A 17,726-nucleotide genomic window follows, 5' to 3' on the forward strand; every position below is an offset into this window, starting at 1 on the left:
GAATCTAGTTGCTAATAGCGGGATCATTTTAACTTTGCTAGATCAGCTTCGATCTCTGAGATCTTACTCGATACTACTTTCTCTAAGTGACGTAAATCAGTGAGGATCTTCTGCTTCACATCGACCTCAGTGGTTGGCGTAGGTTTGGTGATCTTGTTTAGCTCATCAATCACAAGGGTGAGGTTGCGGTTTATCTCCGTCACTTCTTTGTATTGATTGTTGCCACCACTAACAAGCACACTTTTGACCTGTCGTGGGTATTTAAACTTAACGCTTTTCGCGAACAATTCGCCTTTCTGCTTACAAAAGTAAATCTTTAGAATATCTTTGTGGGCTTCTTGGCGAAGGGAATAACGTTCAATCTGTTTAGGTTCGTGGATACCTAAGCCAGTGAGGTTTGGATACATAAGCGACCTCTAGTTTATGAATGTAATACTTTTATGAAATTGACCTAATCAATGTAGCAGCCTAATCACGCGCTAGATAGTTGATATCTGGGAATTGATTGTAAGTTGTGGGCAAGATCGCTCTCTATCTTTACCCACATTAATTTGGCTATTAAGCCTACTCTTGGCATTGAATTAGCTTTCTAAGGTGCGAGTTCCGAAACATGCTCGGTTAATCTTTCTCTTAACGCTTGTTCCTGTTCCTCTGAAAGCCTTCCTCCAGCGTCACTGGTCAGAATAAATAAATCTTCCGCTCGTTCGCCGATAGTCGTGATTTTTGCGCCATGTAAATTGATGTCTAACTCAGCAAAGGTCGCACCTACTTCAGCCAATAACCCAGGGGTATCCAGTGCTCTGAGTTCCATCAAAGTGTGTTTTTTGCTCTTTGTTGGTAGGAATTCGACTAAAGTCTTGACTTTGAAATGCTGTAAATTTCGAGGTGTACGACGTGTTTTGATCTTAGTTGGGCGACCATCAGCGAGGACATGAACCAAATGTTTGGCAACGGCTTTGTGTCTTGCCTCATCAATAGCTTTGCCATGCTGGTCTAGAACGATAAAGGTGTCTAAAACATGGCCATCTTTGCTGACCATAACTTGTGCGTCGTGGACGTTAAAGTTACGTCGATCGAGTTCAGCAACGACGGTCGCAAACAGTGCAGCCTGGTCTTTGCAGTAGACAAACACTTCAGTACCACCACGAGTGGCTTTTTTGCTTATCAATACCAAGGGTTGGCTTGGATCTTCCAAGCGAAGTAAGTGCTCACAATGCCAAGCGATTTGCTTGTGGGTATGACGCAAGAAGTAGTCGGCCTTGAAACGTTGCCAAAGCACTTCGATTTCGCGAGCGGTGAAGCCTTCTTTACGTAACAGGGCGGAGGCCATTTGTTGGTTGTGGCGAATACGGTCTCTGACATCAACCGGATTTTCTAAACCACGGCGCAGTGCTCTTTGTGTTGAATGGAATAATTCCGCTAGTAGGGTACGTTTCCAACTGTTCCAGAGCTCAGGGTTAGTGGCGCAGATATCGGCGACGGTTAGACAAACCAAAAGCTCAAGTGATTCTTCATCACGTACTTTTTTGGCAAATTCGGCGATAACATCGGGATCGTGGATATCACGGCGTTGTGCAGTGACAGACATCAACAGGTGGTTTTGTACCAACCACGACACTTGCTTAGCCTCGGGTTTAGATAGCCCATGTTCAATACAGAAAGAGTAAGCTTCTACTGCCCCAATTTCTGAGTGGTCTCCACCGCGGCCTTTACCTATGTCATGGAAGATAGCCGCCAGAATCAGTAGTTCTTTCTTCTGAACTCGTGGGTACACTTCACAACAAATAGGGTGCTTGTCGTGGTTTTCTATCTGGCTGAAACGGTTAATGTGCTTGAGCAGACGAATACTGTGCTCATCAACGGTGTAAGCATGGAATAGGTCAAATTGCATCTGACCAACAATTTGGCTCCACTGTGGTAAGTATGCCGATAAGACGCCTAGCTTGTGCATCAAGCTAAAGGCTTTGTGCAGAGCATTTGGGTGGCGAACCAATGCCATGAACTTGTCACGAGCTTCAGGGATGGTATGTAAGAATCGGTTCAGTCGACGGCGCGCTGTGCGCAGTTGTCGCAGTGTTGGTGGGCTTACTCCTTCGATGGAAGAGTCATTGGCAATATGGATAAACATATCGAGAATCGTTTCTGGCCGTGCTTGGAACAGTGCAGGCTTACGCGCCTCTATCAGTGAACCTCGACGCTGGAAATCGTCATCAAGAATTTCAGCTTCTTGGGTCTCACCGCCATTGATGATCGCTTGATCGAACAGTTTAAGTAGCATCTTATTGAGCTCTGCTACACGACGAAGTGTTCGGTAGAACTCTTTCATCATCATCTCGACGCCACGGTTTCCTTCACCAGTATAACCTAGATGCTCAGCGACTTGAGCTTGATGTGCGAACGTTAAACGGTTGTCGTAACGGCGCAGTTCAATATGCAATGCAAAGCGAACACGCCATAAAAAATCTTGGCACTCAACGAGTTCGCGATATTCAGCATCGGTAAGAAAGCCGTATTTACTCATTTCTAGTAACGATGTCGCACCAAAATGTCGACGAGCTACCCAACTCAGTGTGTGAATATCTCTTAAGCCGCCTGGAGTTGATTTGATATCTGGCTCTAGATTGTAAGTGGTGTCGTGGTAGCGAGCATGACGCTCTCTTTGTTCTTGAATTTTAGCTTTGTAAAAAGTCTCACTAGGCCAAAATGAATCGGAATGAATCTTTAGTTTCAGCTCTTGGAAGGTGTCTTCGCTGCCACAAAGTAAGCGTGACTCTTGTAGGTTAGTCGCGACGGTTAAATCATCGGTGCCGATATCAAGACACTCAGCAATAGTTCGCACAGCATGGCCAACTTCGAGCTTTAAATCCCAAAGTAGAGTAATGAATTGACTGACCTTTTCACCAAGAGCTGGTGGAAGCGTTTTTTGCGAGACAATGAGAATATCAATGTCCGATAACGGGTGAAGTTCACCTCGACCATATCCACCCACTGCGACAAGGGAAATATGTGGCAGTTTATTAAAGCCTAAATGTTCCCATAATCGACTGAGAAGCAAATCCATGTATTTGGATCGCAATAGTACTAAATCAGTAACTGGATGATGATTTAGAAATTCATTTTTTTGATACTGCGTGAAGATTTCGAGCTGATTTTTTAATTCGCAGATTTCAATTTGTTCATCATTGAACGTAAGAGGGCATTGATAAGGCATAGTTTGCTATCCGTGCAAGCAAATGAGAATAGTAAACAATTTACCAGAAGCTGGTGGAAAATCGAAATTGAGCGGAAAAAAATATCCTCGACAATGCGAGGATATTTTTAAAAGGCCGATGCGTTCAGTTTAATGAACTAAGCGTTCTTCATGATACGTGGAATAGTTTCATCGCTGCGCAGGGTTAGTACTTCACAACCTGTATCAGTCACAACCAATGTGTGTTCCCACTGTGCCGAGTTCTTGCTGTCAGCGGTGTACACTGTCCAGCTATCTTCGTCATCGAGACGACAGCCGAATTTACCAGCGTTGATCATTGGTTCGATAGTGAAACACATGCCAGCTTTTAGCACAGTGCGGTCGTTGTTTTTGTAGTGAACCACTTGTGGATCTTCGTGGAACTCAGAACCGATGCCGTGGCCACAGTAATCTTTAACAATAGAGAACTTAGCACGTGGGTTGTTCTTGTTGTTTGTCTTGATGTACTTCTCGATAGCAGTACCGATTTGGCCAAGCTGAACACCAGGCTTAACTTGACGCATACCTTCGTAAAGTGCTTCTTGAGCAACCATACATAGACGCTTGTTTGCCGGTGAAACCTCACCAACAAGGAACATCTTAGATGTGTCACCGTGGTAACCTTGTGGACGAACGCTTAGGTCTGCATTTTCATCATCAGGAACAATCACAGTGATATCAACGTTTAGAATATCGCCATCTTTCAATACTGCAGGTTTGAATTGACCTGTGCTACCTGTCTCATCTTGTGATGCTGGAATGCCGTGACACACGATGTGGTTGATAGACGTACAGATTGACTTAGGGAAACCGTGGTAATCAAGTGGTGCTGAGTATGCGCCTCTTTCTAGAGCGTACTCGTGACAGATTTTGTTCAGTTCTTCTGTCGTTGTACCTACTTGGATGTGAGGTTCAATCATCTCTAGAATTTCAGCGGCCAGTTTGCCGGCAACGCGCATTTTTTCGATTTCTTCAGCAGTTTTAATTTTTACAGCCATTGCATATCTCTTAATTTGGTAGCACCTAAGTGTGCATATTGGGGCTATTCTATCAGTGCAGCATTTTAGCGCAACATTACCATGTCCGTACAATGTTGGTGGATACTGCTCAATCTGAGTGGATAATGTTCGGTTTAATGGTGCAGCGTGATTTGAATAGGACACTATTTTACAGAGGAAATTCGCCGCCACGGTTCAGTATAGCAGTCGCCATTTTTAGAATTTTTTCTAGCCATAGATAGACAAAATATGGTATAAAGCGCGCCGGACATCAGGACTGTTTTCTCCACTTGGCGAAACAAGCTTTGTGTCCACTAACTTATTTCTTTAAATCACACACATTCCGACACATGTTCCGGGGTGCCTCAACAACATAGATAACGGCTGAAAAGTGGTTAGTTGTTAGGGGTCGGATTCATGGGGGATGTGGAGGCCTAACCCCATAGAGGATTTTAAAATGGCAACTGTATCAATGCGCGATATGCTTAAAGCTGGTGTTCACTTCGGCCACCAAACTCGTTACTGGAACCCAAAAATGAAGCCATTCATCTTTGGTGCTCGTAACAAAGTACATATCATCAACCTAGAAAAAACTGTACCAATGTTCAACGACGCTTTAGCTGAAATTGCTAAAGTTGGCGAGAAGAAAGGTAAAGTTCTTTTTGTTGGTACTAAGCGCGCTGCATCTGAAGCTGTTAAAGAAGCTGCTATCAACAGCAACCAGTTCTACGTTAACAACCGCTGGTTAGGCGGTATGCTAACGAACTACAAAACTGTTCGTCAGTCTATCAAGCGTCTGAAAGAACTTGAAGCGCAAGCTCAAGACGGTACTTTCGACAAGCTTACTAAGAAAGAAGCTCTAATGCGTACTCGTGAAATGGAGAAGCTAGAGAAATCTCTTGGTGGTATTAAGAACATGGGCGGCCTTCCAGACGCTCTATTCGTAATCGATGCTGATCACGAACACATCGCAGTTAAAGAAGCAAACAACCTAGGTATCCCAGTTTACGCTGTAGTTGATACTAACTCTAACCCAGACGGCGTTGACTTCGTTATCCCAGGTAACGATGATGCAATCCGTGCAGTACAGCTTTACCTAAACGCTGCTGCAGACGCGGTTAAAGAAGGTCGTAACAAAGATGTTGCTGCTGTAGCTGCTGAAAAAGACGGTTTTGTAGAAGCTGAATAATAGCGGCTCTGAGCCATATTTAGTTCATATTAAGCGGTCATAATCGGTGGCTTAACGGACTGAATACAGTCAATATCAGGGGCCAATTAATTAGGCCCCTGTTTTTTATCTTTTTTAGAATTTACTGAGGAATAGAGAATGGCAACTGTAACTGCAGCTCTAGTTAAAGAACTTCGTGAACGCACAGCTGCGGGCATGATGGAATGTAAAAAAGCACTTGTTGCTGCTGAAGGCGACATCGAGCTAGCAATTGAAAACATGCGTAAATCTGGCGCAGCGAAAGCAGCTAAAAAAGCTGGTAACGTTGCTGCTGAAGGCGCAATCATCATCAAAGAAGCAAACGGCGCAGCTGCTCTTCTTGAAGTTAACTGCCAAACTGATTTCGTAGCTAAAGATGCAGGTTTCCTTGCATTCGCTAACGAAGTTGCTGAAGTTGCTCTAGCAGAACGTCTAGAAATCGCTGCTCTTCAAGCTAAATTTGAAGAAGCGCGTATTGCACTAGTAACTAAGATCGGTGAAAACATCAACATCCGTCGCGTACAATTCGTTGAAGGTGTTGCACTAGCTTCTTACCGTCACGGCGAGAAAATCGGTGTTGTTGTTGCGGGTGAAGGCGAAGCTGAAACGCTTAAGCACGTTGCAATGCACGTTGCTGCATCACGTCCTGAGTTCCTAAACCCAGAAGACGTACCTGCAGACGTAGTTGAGAAAGAAAAAGCAGTTCAAGTTGAAATCGCTATGAACGAAGGCAAACCAGCTGAAATCGCAGAGAAAATGGTTGTTGGCCGTATGAAGAAATTCACGGGCGAAATCTCTCTAACTGGTCAAGCTTTCATCATGGAGCCTAAGCAAACTGTTGGCGCTATCCTGAAAGAGAAAGGCGCTTCAGTATCTGACTTCGTACGTCTAGAAGTTGGTGAAGGCATCGAGAAAGCGGCTGAAATGAGCTTCGCTGACGAAGTTGCTGCGGTACAAAAAGGTTAATCCTTAGCGTATTGTTTGAAAAAGACCGTGGCAAATGCTGCGGTCTTTTTATGAATAATGAACAATTTTTTTGCTTTGTTAGCTGTTATGAATACGAACTGAGCTAATCAGTTTTTATCCATGACTGTTAATCATCAACTCTTTGGAAGGTAAACTCCATGACTACGAACCCTAAACCGGCGTATCAACGTATTCTGTTAAAACTTAGCGGTGAAGCACTACAAGGCGAAGAAGGTTTTGGTATTGACCCTACGATCCTTGATCGTATGGCTCAAGAAGTAAAAGAATTGGTTGAACTAGGTGTTCAAGTAGGTGTTGTTATCGGTGGCGGTAACCTTTTCCGTGGTGCAGGCCTTGCTGAAGCAGGCATGAACCGCGTTGTTGGTGACCACATGGGGATGCTTGCAACGGTAATGAACGGCCTTGCAATGCGTGACGCTCTGCACCGTGCTTATGTAAATGCGCGTGTAATGTCAGCTATCCCGCTTAAAGGTGTGTGTGACGACTACAACTGGGCAGATGCAATCAGCCAACTACGTCAAGGTCGCGTTGTGATCTTCTCTGCAGGTACTGGTAACCCATTCTTCACTACTGACTCAGCTGCATGTCTACGTGGTATCGAAATCGAAGCTGACGTAGTTCTAAAAGCGACAAAAGTAGATGGTGTATTTACTGCTGACCCAGTAGCAAACCCAGACGCAGAGCTGTATGATACTTTGTCTTACAACACGATTCTTGAGAAAGAATTGAAAGTAATGGACTTGGCTGCATTTACGCTAGCACGTGATCACAAAATGCCAATCCGTGTATTTAACATGAATAAGCCAGGCGCACTACGTCGCGTGGTTATGGGTGAAACTGAAGGTACGTTAATCAGCGACGCTGACTAATTTTTCGGGCTTACTGAAGCCTTGTGCTTTGGTAAGCTTATCCTTATCACTCCAAATAAAAAGCTTTCTTGAAGAAAGAACATAATCAAGGTGAAATTGTGATTAACGAAATCAAAAAAGACGCTCAAGAGCGCATGGTAAAAAGTGTTGATGCACTAAAGAACAGCCTACAAAAAATTCGTACAGGCCGTGCTCACCCGAGCCTACTTTCTGGCCTTACCGTTGAGTACTACGGTGCGCCAACACCTTTGACTCAAGTAGCTAACGTTATTGCTGAAGACGCACGTACACTAGCAATTACAGTGTTTGATAAAACACTGACTCCTCTCGTTGAAAAAGCAATCATGACTTCTGACCTAGGCCTAAACCCTATGTCTGCAGGTACGGTTATCCGAGTACCACTTCCACCGCTAACGGAAGAGCGTCGTAAAGACCTAGTTAAAATTGTTCGTGGCGAAGCTGAAGGTGGCCGTGTTGCTATCCGTAACATCCGTCGCGACGCGAATGGCGATCTAAAAGCGCTTCTTAAAGATAAAGAAATCTCTGAAGACGAAGATCGTAAAGCACAAGACGAAATTCAAAAGCTAACTGACGCTGCGGTTAAGAACGTAGACGAAGTTTTAGCAGTTAAAGAAAAAGAGTTGATGGAAGTTTAATTTTCCATATTCTTTTCTTTCCGGAAAAACGCTGTACTCACGGTTCAGCGTTTTTTTATGCTACTCTGTTCGACTATTAGAATTTGATTCACTCTTTTATGCATAATTCTCAAGCGTTCACAGACTCTCTTCCTAAACACATTGCTATCATTATGGATGGTAATGGTCGCTGGGCAAAAGCTAAGGGCAAGCCTCGCGTTTTTGGTCATAAAAACGGTGTTAAAGCCGTTCGCAAAACCATCTCTTCTGCAGCCAGACTTGACATTAAAGCCGTTACACTTTTTGCGTTTAGTAGCGAGAACTGGCGTCGTCCTGAAGAAGAAGTCGGTATCTTGATGGAACTGTTTATTTCAGTCCTTTCGAGTGAAGTAAAAAAACTTCATAAAAACAATCTACAGCTTCGTATTATTGGTGACAAAAGTCGTTTCAATGATCGACTCCAAAAGAAGATCGAAGAAGCGGAAGCTTTGACTCGCACCAATACTGGCATGGTTATTAATATTGCGGCCAACTACGGTGGCAAGTGGGATATCCAGCAAGCAATGACTTCTATTGCTCAACAGGTAAAGTCTGGTGATATTAATGTAGAAGACATTGATGAAGCTATGATTACACAACACTTGACTATGGCCGATATTCCGGAAGTTGACCTATTAATTCGTACTAGTGGCGAGTGTCGCATTAGTAACTTTATGCTTTGGCAATTGGCTTACGCTGAAATGTATTTCACTGAACAATTCTGGCCAGACTTTAATGAAGACAGCTTAGTAGAAGCTGTGACTTGGTTTGTAAACCGTGAGCGTCGTTTCGGATGCACCGGTGAACAGATCAAAGCTCTGATGGACAGTTAATAAGGATTTTTTGGTTTGAAACAACGAATTATTACGGCGTTGATTTTAGCTCCCCTAGTTATTCTAGGTATTTTCGAGTTGTCACTTCCTACGTTTATTTTTTCATTAGCGGTCATCTCGCTCTTGGGATTTTGGGAGTGGACTCAGTTTGTTGAAAGCAAGTCGCGTTATTTAGCCTTGATTCCAACGGTTGTGGTCAGTGCGGCAAGTTTTGCTTTTATCCCTTTTGATGCATTTAGCCTTAATGACTTATCTAGCGCCCATTACGCAATATTAACTATTGGTTCTATTTGGTGGGTAATCGCAAGTGGTATGGCAGTGACTTATCCTAAGTCGATGCCAGCATGGAAAGACTCTTCTTTCCTTCGTCATGCTTTTGGTGTATTGACTTTACTGCCATTCTTCTGGAGTGTGGTTATCCTGCGCGCTAACGGCATCGATGTTGACCCTTACCACGGTGCAAAATTGGTAATGTTTGTTTGTTTGCTTGTTTGGGCAGCAGACAGCGGGGCTTATTTTTCAGGAAAGAGTTTTGGTAAGCGAAAAATGGCACCTGCGGTAAGTCCGAATAAGACGATTGAAGGTCTTATTGGTGGCATTATTACTGCGGTGATCGTGGCTTGGATCTTTGCTGATTTGTTTGATATCCAATTCACCAGCCCTCTTCACATGATTATTATTACCCTAGTGACCGTTGTTATCTCTGTTCTTGGTGACCTTGTAGAAAGCATGTTTAAGCGTGTTTCCGGAGTGAAAGACAGCAGTAATCTGATTCCTGGTCATGGTGGTATACTTGATAGAATAGATAGCTTAACGGCTGCATTCCCTGTCTTTGCTCTGCTTTATTTAGCATTCTAATAAAAAAGGGCAGTGTTTCTGCCCTTTATTACATTTCTACGGTCATATGTGATGCGAAATCTAACTATCCTTGGCGCTACCGGCTCAATTGGTGCAAGTACACTAAAAGTCGTTGAGCAAAATCCAGAACTTTATTCGGTCGTTGCACTGGCTGCAGGCTCGAACGTTGAAAAGATGCTGGCGTTAGTTGAAAAGTGGCAACCAAGCTATGTTGCTATGGCTTGTCCTGATGCTGCATCTCAGCTGACAGGCATGTTGTCCGAAAATTACCCTAACGTTACAGTACTTTCAGGTCCGGAAGGTATGTGTCAGGTCGCTTCTTTAGAGGAAGTCGACACAGTTATGGCTGCTATTGTCGGTGCGGCAGGTTTGCTTCCTACGATGTCTGCGGTTAAAGCCGGTAAGCGTATCCTACTTGCCAACAAAGAAGCTTTGGTGATGTCAGGTCAGCTGTTTATCGACGCTGTAGAAAAGTACGGGGCCGAGCTACTTCCTGTAGATAGTGAACATAATGCTATTTTTCAATGCCTACCACAAAACGTACAAACCAATCTAGGTCGTTGTAACCTAGAAGAGAACGGTATCAATCATATTCTTTTGACCGGCTCTGGTGGCCCTTTCCGCTATACCGATGTCGCAGAACTCGAATCAGTGACTCCTGAACGAGCTATTGCGCACCCTAACTGGTCTATGGGGCCTAAGATCTCTGTTGATTCAGCAACTATGATGAATAAGGGCCTAGAGTACATTGAAGCGAAATGGCTATTCAATGCTTCTCAAGAACAACTCAAAGTTATTATTCACCCTCAGTCTGTTATTCATTCTATGGTTCAGTACAAAGATGGTTCAGTATTGGCTCAAATGGGCGAACCCGATATGGCGACGCCGATCGCTCTAACCATGTCTTATCCTGAACGTACTGAAGCCGGTGTTAAGCCGTTGGACTTTACTAAGGTTGGTGAGCTGACATTCTTAGAGCCTGATTTAACTCGTTACCCTTGCTTAAGATTAGCGATTGAAGCTTGCTACTTAGGTCAGCATGCAACAACTGCAATTAATGCGGCAAACGAAATTGCAGTTGATGCTTTCTTGAATAATCAGGTGAAGTTTACCGATATTGCTATCATTAACGAGCATGTTATGAGCAAAGTATGTGAACAACATAACTCTGAGGGCTTAGATAGCTTGGAAAGCCTTCTCGAGCTCGATAATATGTCTCGTCTAATAGCCATTCAATTTATTAAAGAGCAGCTTACATGAGTGGAATTCTGTGGAACTTCGCATCTTTTATTGTAGCGCTTGGCATTCTGGTCGCTGTTCATGAGTTTGGACACTTCTGGGTTGCTCGTCGCTGTGGTGTGAAAGTTGAAAAATTCTCGATTGGTTTTGGTAAATCAATCTGGAGCAAAGTTGGCCGTGATGGCACAGAGTATAGCTTGTCAGTTATTCCATTGGGCGGCTACGTTAAGATGCTTGATGGTCGTGTTGATGACCTTTCTGAAGATGAACAACAATACGCTTTTGATAAGAAGCCATTGTGGAAAAGAACTGCGATAGTCGGTGCCGGTCCTGCATTTAATTTTATCTTTGCTGTGTTTGCGTACTGGTTGGTATTTTTGATTGGTGTGCCTGCGGTTAAACCCGTAATCGGCGAAGTCACCCCGCAATCTATTGCCGCACAAGCCGGAATTGAAAGTGGAATGGAACTTAAATCAGTTTCAGGAATCAAAACCGCAGATTGGGAATCTGTTAATATGGGTTTGATATCACACATTGGTGATCAATCCATGACTGTAACTGTCGCTTCTCAAGATGATATCGGCTTCGAACAACAGATGACATTGGATATCTCAGACTGGTCGTTTAACCCAGAAACTGAATCTGCAATGACAACGCTTGGTTTTAGACCGTATTCGCCAGAAATATCGACAACTCTTGCTCAAGTGATTGACGACGGTGCGGCATACTCGGCAGGGTTAGAAGCCGGTGATAAAATTGTTGAGATTGATGGGCAGCCCATTGAACAGTGGCAGTCGGTAGTCGAGTTAATTCGTGCAAACCCGATGACGTCATTAGACCTTGTTGTGTTGAGAAATGGTGCTGAGCAGTCATTGGTTATGACGCCCAAAAGCCGGGAGCTTTCTGATGGTTCTGTAATTGGCTATGCGGGTATTGCTCCAGAAGTCGCAGAATGGCCAGAAGATTATCGCTTTGAGTTACAATTTGGTGTAATTGATTCTGTAGGAAAAGCATTTGATAAAACAGGTCAAATTATTGGTTTGACGCTGACAATGCTTAAAAAGCTTATCGTTGGTGATGTTGGCTTAAACAACTTGAGTGGTCCTATTTCAATTGCCAAAGGTGCAGGGACAACCGCCGATTATGGTTTGGTTTATTTCCTAGGCTTTTTGGCTTTGATTAGTGTGAACTTAGGTATTATTAATTTGGTTCCGCTGCCTATGCTTGATGGCGGACATTTGCTCTTTTTCGCTATTGAAGCCGTTACTCGTAAACCGGTCCCTGAAAAAGTTCAGGAGATGGGGTACAGAGTGGGAGGGGCAATCCTCTTCTCTTTGATGGCTCTGGCAATATTTAACGATTTTACTCGCCTGTAAATGGTTTCTTACAGGCATTGGTAGTAGCAAGGAATAATTAGAATAAGTATGGCGATTAAGCAAATTCTGTTCGCAAGTCTATTGGCCACTAGTGTGGCTGCGAACGGAGCACAAAACTTTGTGGTTCAAGATATCAAGATCGAAGGTTTACAGCGTGTTGCACTTGGTGCAGCTCTACTGAAAATGCCAGTACGTATTGGTGATGAAGTAGATGAAGGCGATGTATCTGAGATCATTCGCGCATTATATGCTTCAGGTAACTTTGAGGACGTTAAAGTACTTCGTGATGAAGGTGTTTTAGTTGTTCAAGTTAAAGAGCGGCCAACCATTGCAAGTATCTCGTTTTCAGGAAATAAAGCGATCAAAGAAGAGCAGCTTCAACAGAACCTAGATGCGTCTGGTGTTCGTGAAGGTGAAGCGCTTGACCGTACAACACTGAGTAACATTGAGAAAGGCCTCGAAGACTTTTATTACAGTGTTGGTAAATACAACGCAACCGTAAAAGCAGTTGTTACGCCTTTGCCGCGTAACCGTTCTGACCTTAAATTTGTGTTTACTGAAGGCGTGTCCGCTAAAATTCAGCAAATCAACTTTATTGGTAATGAAGTGTTCTCTGATGCTGACTTGCTCAGTCGTTTCAACTTGAATGTCGATGTTGCATGGTGGAACTTTCTTGCGGATGAAAAATACCAAAAGCAAGTATTGGCTGGCGATATTGAAGCTCTGAAATCTTACTATCTTGACCGTGGTTACCTTAAATTCAAGGTCGATTCTACTCAGGTAGCGATCTCACCAGACAAAAAAGGCGTTTATATCACGCTCGGTATTGATGAAGGTGAGGCCTATATCGTTAAAGATGTCGCTTTCCGTGGTGAGTTGATCGGTCGTGAAGCAGATTTCGACGCATTAGTCCCATTTGAAGATGGCGATGTTTATAACGGTTCTTCGGTGACTTCACTTGAAGAAAACGTTAAACGAATTCTTGGTGAATCAGGCTATGCCTATCCACAAGTTCGCACTATTCCAGAATTTGATGATGAAACGAAAGAAGTTTCGTTAGTGATCAATGTAGAAGCGGGTAGTCGTATCTACGTTCGTGATATTCGTTTTACGGGTAACAACTCAACCAAAGATGAAGTGTTACGTCGTGAGATGCGTCAAATGGAAGGAAGCTGGCTTAACTCTAAGTCAATTGATACCGGTAAGAGCCGCCTGAACCGTTTAGGTTACTTTGAAACTGTGGATGTACAAACCGTACGTGTCCCAGGTAGTGACGACCAAGTTGATTTGGTTTACAACGTTAAAGAAGCTAACTCAGGCAGCATCAACTTTGGTGTTGGTTACGGTACTGAGTCAGGCGTGAGTTTCCAAGTTGGTTTGCAACAAGATAACTTTGCGGGTTCAGGTAACCGTGTTGGCGTTAGTGCCATGATGAACGATTACCAGAAGAACGTGAGCTTAGACTACCGTGACCCATACTGGAACCTTGATGGTGTGAGTTTAGGCGGTAAGATCTTCTACAACGAGTTCGAAGCATCTGAAGCGGGTATCGTCGACTATACCAACCAAAGTTATGGTACCAGCCTAACATGGGGCTTCCCTGTCGATGAGCTGAATCGTATCGAGTTTGGTATCGGCTATACACACAACAAGATCGGTAACGTTCCGACCTATATTCAAGTTGAACAGTTTGCGAGAAGTATTGACCAATATGGTGACGAACACATCTTGACCGATGATTTCGACATCAATATTTCTTGGACACGTAATAACTTGAACCGTGGTTTTTTCCCAACCGAGGGTAACCACCAACGTGCTTTCGCTAAAATGACGGTACCAGGGTCTGATGCTCAGTACTTCAAAGCGCAGTATGATGTAAAACATTACATCCCGCTGACCAAAAAGCATGAGTTCACACTATTGATGCGTGGCCGATTAGGCTATGGTAATGGTTATGGTCAGACGGATGGTAACGATAACTTGTTCCCATTCTACGAGAACTATTATGCAGGTGGTTTCACTACGCTACGTGGTTTTGGTTCTAACTCGGCAGGTCCGAAAGCCGTTTACGGAAGCAGTACGGGCAACAACCCAACTTACGACACAGCTACGGATGATTCAGTAGGTGGTAATGCGGTTGCTTTGGCTAGTTTAGAGCTAATCGTACCAACGCCGTTTGCTTCTGATGAAGCGCGTAGTCAAATTCGCACCAGTGTTTTCTTCGACATGGCAAGTGTATGGGATACAGAATTCGTAGACCGAGGCGCACCTAACAGTGGCAGTCAGTATTACTACGATTACTCTGACCCAAGTAATTATCGCTCATCTTATGGTGCCGCTCTTCAATGGATGTCACCAATGGGCCCACTGGTTTTCTCTCTAGCGAAACCAATTAAAGTTTACGAAGGTGATGATGAAGAGTTCTTCACATTCACCATCGGTAGAACCTTCTAATATTTAAAGGACAATATTTTGAAAAATATGATTAAAGCAGCAGGTTTAGGCCTTGTAGTTCTTAGCTCTTCTTTCTTTGCAACAGCGGCTGAAGCTGCGCAAAAAGTGGGTTATGTAAACACTGCACAAGTATTCCAGGCTCTACCTCAGCGTGAAGTTGTTCTTCAAAAAATGCAGGAAGAGTTCAAAGACAAAGCGGCTGAACTACAAAGTATTCAAGCACAAGCTAAGACTAAGATCGAAAAGCTTAAGCGTGATGGCGAACTGTTAGGTCCTGACGAAGTTGAGAAGCTACGTATCGAAGTAGGTCAACTAGACAGTAAGTACAAAATCAAAGCTCAAGCACTAGAAAAAGCAAGCCAACGTCGTGAAGCGCAAGAGAAGCAGAAGCTTTTCAAAGTGATTCAAGATGCTGTAACTAAAGTTGCAGAGAAAGAAGGCTACGACATGATTGTTGATATTCAAGCTCTGCAGTATGGTAAGCCAGAATACAACATCTCTGAGAAAGTAATTAAAGCACTGAAATAAGTTTTTATGAAGAACCTGACTTTAGCCGAATTGGCAACGATTACCGGTGGAGAGCTACATGGAGACGGTAGTATTACCGTCTCAGCAGTCGCTCCTATGGATAAAGCGCAAGAAGGTAACATTACGTTCCTTTCTAACGTTAAGTACAGCAAGCACTTAGGTGACTGTAAGGCATCCGCTATTATGGTCAAAGAGACTGAGCGTGAACTTTGTAAGACCAACGTTATTGTGGTTAATGACCCTTACGTTGCTTTTGCTAAAGTGGCTCAAGCGCTTGACACTACTCCAGCACCAGCTGCGGCTATTGCTGATTCTGCTTCAATTTCAGGCGATGCGACCATTGGACAAAATGTGTCTATTGGTGCAAACGCAGTGATTGAATCAGGCGTTGTACTTGGTGATGATGTAGTCATCGGTGCAGGTTGCTTTATTGGTAAAAACGCAAAGGTTGGCTCCGGCACTAAGTTGTGGGCGAATGTAAGCATTTATCATGAGGTTGTTATTGGCGATGCGTGTTTGATCCAATCAAGCACTGTCGTTGGCTCTGATGGCTTTGGTTATGCAAACGAGAAAGGCGAGTGGGTTAAGATTCCGCAAGTCGGTTCAGTTCGTATTGGTAATCGCGTAGAAATTGGCGCGTGTACAACCATCGACCGTGGTGCTTTGGACGATACTGTGATTGAAGATAATGTTATCTTAGATAACCAACTTCAAATTGCTCACAACGTTCACATCGGATATGGTTCTGCCCTTGCCGGTGGTACTATTGTCGCTGGCAGCACAACGATAGGTAAGTACTGTATCATTGGTGGTGGCTGCGTGATTAATGGTCACATTGAAATCGTTGACGGCGTTACAATCACTGGTATGGGGATGGTAATGCGTAGCATCACTGAGAAAGGCATGTACTCTTCTGGTATTCCTTTACAGCCAAACAAAGATTGGCGTAAAACAGCAACGCGTGTACATCGTATTGATGAAATGAACAAGCGTTTGAAAACCGTTGAAAAACTTATTGAGAAGAGCGCGGAATCATAATTCCAGCATTTCTAATAAAAGGCTCGCGAACAGCGAGTCTTTTTCGTTTATAATCCTTCTAATTAAATAAAGAATATATATAGGAATACGACTTTGACTACTGAACAGACAACGATGAACATTACTGAAATTCAGGAACTATTACCTCATCGCTACCCATTCTTAATGGTTGATCGTGTGACTAGCTTTGAAAAAGAAAAAACACTGACTGCAATTAAGAATGTCTCTGTTAACGAACCTCAGTTCACAGGCCACTTCCCACAACTTCCTGTATTCCCAGGCGTGTTGATCTTAGAAGCAATGGCACAAGCTACAGGTCTTTTGGCATTTAAATCCTTTGGTGCTCCTTCTGGCAATGAGCTTTACTACTTTGCAAGTGTCGATAAAGCAAAATTCCGTAAACCTGTAGTGCCAGGTGACCAGTTAGTTATCGAAGTTGAGTTTTTAAAAGAGCGTCGTGGTATCGCATCATTTAATGGTGTAGCTAAAGTAGACGGCGTCGTAGTATGTTCAGCTGAACTTAAATGTGCTCGTAGAGAGTTTTAATATGATTCATGAAACAGCGAAAATTCACCCGGCAGCAGTAATCGAAGGTGATGTGACAATCGGTGCTAACGTGACGGTTGGGCCTTTCACTTACATTGCTGGTAATGTGACTATTGGCGATGACACAGAAGTGATGTCACATGTTGTGATCAAAGGTCACACAACAATTGGTAAGCAAAATCGAATCTTCCCACACGCAGTGATTGGTGAAGAAAACCAAGATAAGAAATACGGCGGTGAAGACACAACTGTTGTGATCGGTGATCGTAATGTGATCCGTGAAGCAGTTCAGATCCACCGTGGTACAACTCAAGATAAAGCAACCACAGTGATTGGTGATGACAACCTACTTTGTGTCAATGCTCACGTAGCGCACGATGTAATTGTTGGTAACCATACTCATATTGGTAACAATGCGATTCTTGGTGGCCACGTAACCGTAGGCGATTACGCTGGCGTTATGGCGCTTTCTGCTATTCACCCATTCTGTTCAATCGGCGCTTACGCTTATATTGGCGGCTGCTCTGCTGTTGTTCAAGATGTACTGCCGTACGTGCTTGCGCAGGGCAACCATGCTGCTCCATTTGGTCTTAACCTAGTGGGCTTGAAGCGAAATGGGTTTGAGAAACCGGAAATCCGAGCATTACAAAAAGCGTACAAAGAGTTATACCGCTCAGGCAAAACACTTGAAGAAGCGAAAGTGGCTTTAGTTGAAATGGCGAAAGAGTTTACTTCTATAACTCCGATGTTAGAAATGCTAGAGAACTCTGAGCGCGGTATTATTCGTTAATACTTGATGTGGTTATGTACCAGTCAACATGAGTATGACAATCATTACTTCATCAGATTGGTATAACAAAAAGATCGCTACTTGTTAGGCGATCTTTTTT

16 protein-coding genes are annotated in these 17,726 nt (G+C 43.6%); 13 read left to right on the forward strand and 3 right to left on the reverse strand.

The genetic code is table 11. From position 1 onward, the window contains the following. Nucleotides 1-23 precede the first annotated feature (23 nt). The 3 genes from OCW38_RS03665 to map form a co-directional block, all read right to left on the reverse strand. The gene (locus tag OCW38_RS03665) at nucleotides 24-407 is read right to left on the reverse strand and encodes a DUF3461 family protein (RefSeq protein ID WP_010436477.1); all 384 of its coding nucleotides are present in this window, start codon (nucleotides 405-407) and stop codon (nucleotides 24-26) included. A gap of 182 nt (nucleotides 408-589) precedes the next feature. Beyond that, a complete protein-coding gene (glnD, locus tag OCW38_RS03670) occupies nucleotides 590-3,211 on the reverse strand; it encodes a bifunctional uridylyltransferase/uridylyl-removing protein GlnD (RefSeq protein WP_010436479.1) in 2,622 nt (873 codons plus the stop codon). A 137-nt stretch (nucleotides 3,212-3,348) separates the two neighbouring features. Further along, nucleotides 3,349-4,227 (reverse strand): type I methionyl aminopeptidase, encoded by an 879-nt coding sequence (map, locus tag OCW38_RS03675; RefSeq protein ID WP_261895133.1) that lies wholly within the window; start codon nucleotides 4,225-4,227, stop codon nucleotides 3,349-3,351. 457 nt (nucleotides 4,228-4,684) lie between these two features. Between map and rpsB the strand changes: the two genes are divergently transcribed. From rpsB to lpxA, 13 genes are all read left to right on the forward strand, one after another. After that, nucleotides 4,685-5,416 carry a 30S ribosomal protein S2 gene (rpsB, locus tag OCW38_RS03680; protein WP_009847420.1) on the forward strand — a complete coding sequence of 244 codons (732 nt, stop codon included), beginning with the start codon at nucleotides 4,685-4,687 and terminating at the stop codon, nucleotides 5,414-5,416. A gap of 138 nt (nucleotides 5,417-5,554) precedes the next feature. Then, nucleotides 5,555-6,400 carry a translation elongation factor Ts gene (gene tsf / locus OCW38_RS03685; protein ID WP_010436487.1) on the forward strand — a complete coding sequence of 282 codons (846 nt, stop codon included), beginning with the start codon at nucleotides 5,555-5,557 and terminating at the stop codon, nucleotides 6,398-6,400. Between the two features lie 158 nt (nucleotides 6,401-6,558). Then, the gene (pyrH, locus tag OCW38_RS03690; protein ID WP_009847418.1) at nucleotides 6,559-7,290 is read left to right on the forward strand and encodes a UMP kinase; all 732 of its coding nucleotides are present in this window, start codon (nucleotides 6,559-6,561) and stop codon (nucleotides 7,288-7,290) included. Between the two features lie 98 nt (nucleotides 7,291-7,388). Beyond that, the gene (gene frr / locus OCW38_RS03695; protein WP_009847417.1) at nucleotides 7,389-7,946 is read left to right on the forward strand and encodes a ribosome recycling factor; all 558 of its coding nucleotides are present in this window, start codon (nucleotides 7,389-7,391) and stop codon (nucleotides 7,944-7,946) included. 98 nt (nucleotides 7,947-8,044) lie between these two features. Then, entirely contained in the window at nucleotides 8,045-8,797 is a 753-nt protein-coding gene (locus tag OCW38_RS03700; protein ID WP_261895136.1) for an isoprenyl transferase, read from the forward strand. A gap of 15 nt (nucleotides 8,798-8,812) precedes the next feature. Further along, complete coding sequence (locus tag OCW38_RS03705; RefSeq protein ID WP_016787751.1) at nucleotides 8,813-9,655, forward strand: phosphatidate cytidylyltransferase; 843 nt, start codon at nucleotides 8,813-8,815, stop codon at nucleotides 9,653-9,655. A 51-nt stretch (nucleotides 9,656-9,706) separates the two neighbouring features. Next, on the forward strand, nucleotides 9,707-10,915 hold the full coding sequence (ispC, locus tag OCW38_RS03710; RefSeq protein WP_010436498.1) for a 1-deoxy-D-xylulose-5-phosphate reductoisomerase: 1,209 nt from the start codon (nucleotides 9,707-9,709) through the stop codon (nucleotides 10,913-10,915). Then, nucleotides 10,912-12,270 carry a sigma E protease regulator RseP gene (gene rseP, locus OCW38_RS03715; protein ID WP_010436501.1) on the forward strand — a complete coding sequence of 453 codons (1,359 nt, stop codon included), beginning with the start codon at nucleotides 10,912-10,914 and terminating at the stop codon, nucleotides 12,268-12,270. The genes ispC and rseP overlap by 4 nt, the downstream gene beginning before the upstream one ends. Before the next feature lie 48 nt (nucleotides 12,271-12,318). Next, nucleotides 12,319-14,724: an outer membrane protein assembly factor BamA gene (bamA, locus tag OCW38_RS03720; protein WP_010436504.1), complete on the forward strand. Its 2,406-nt coding sequence runs from the start codon at nucleotides 12,319-12,321 to the stop codon at nucleotides 14,722-14,724. Nucleotides 14,725-14,751: 27 nt separating this feature from the next. Continuing rightward, nucleotides 14,752-15,252, forward strand: a complete 501-nt coding sequence (locus OCW38_RS03725) for an OmpH family outer membrane protein (RefSeq protein ID WP_016767578.1) — start codon at nucleotides 14,752-14,754, stop codon at nucleotides 15,250-15,252. Nucleotides 15,253-15,258: 6 nt separating this feature from the next. Beyond that, nucleotides 15,259-16,290: a UDP-3-O-(3-hydroxymyristoyl)glucosamine N-acyltransferase gene (lpxD, locus tag OCW38_RS03730; protein ID WP_010436510.1), complete on the forward strand. Its 1,032-nt coding sequence runs from the start codon at nucleotides 15,259-15,261 to the stop codon at nucleotides 16,288-16,290. A 93-nt stretch (nucleotides 16,291-16,383) separates the two neighbouring features. After that, nucleotides 16,384-16,836: a 3-hydroxyacyl-ACP dehydratase FabZ gene (gene fabZ / locus OCW38_RS03735; protein WP_009847408.1), complete on the forward strand. Its 453-nt coding sequence runs from the start codon at nucleotides 16,384-16,386 to the stop codon at nucleotides 16,834-16,836. A 1-nt stretch (nucleotide 16,837) separates the two neighbouring features. Beyond that, on the forward strand, nucleotides 16,838-17,626 hold the full coding sequence (lpxA, locus tag OCW38_RS03740) for an acyl-ACP--UDP-N-acetylglucosamine O-acyltransferase (protein ID WP_010436512.1): 789 nt from the start codon (nucleotides 16,838-16,840) through the stop codon (nucleotides 17,624-17,626). Nucleotides 17,627-17,726: the final 100 nt, after the last annotated feature.

Origin of the sequence: Vibrio cyclitrophicus (assembly GCF_024347435.1) — a bacterium.
Classification (GTDB): domain Bacteria; phylum Pseudomonadota; class Gammaproteobacteria; order Enterobacterales; family Vibrionaceae; genus Vibrio; species Vibrio cyclitrophicus.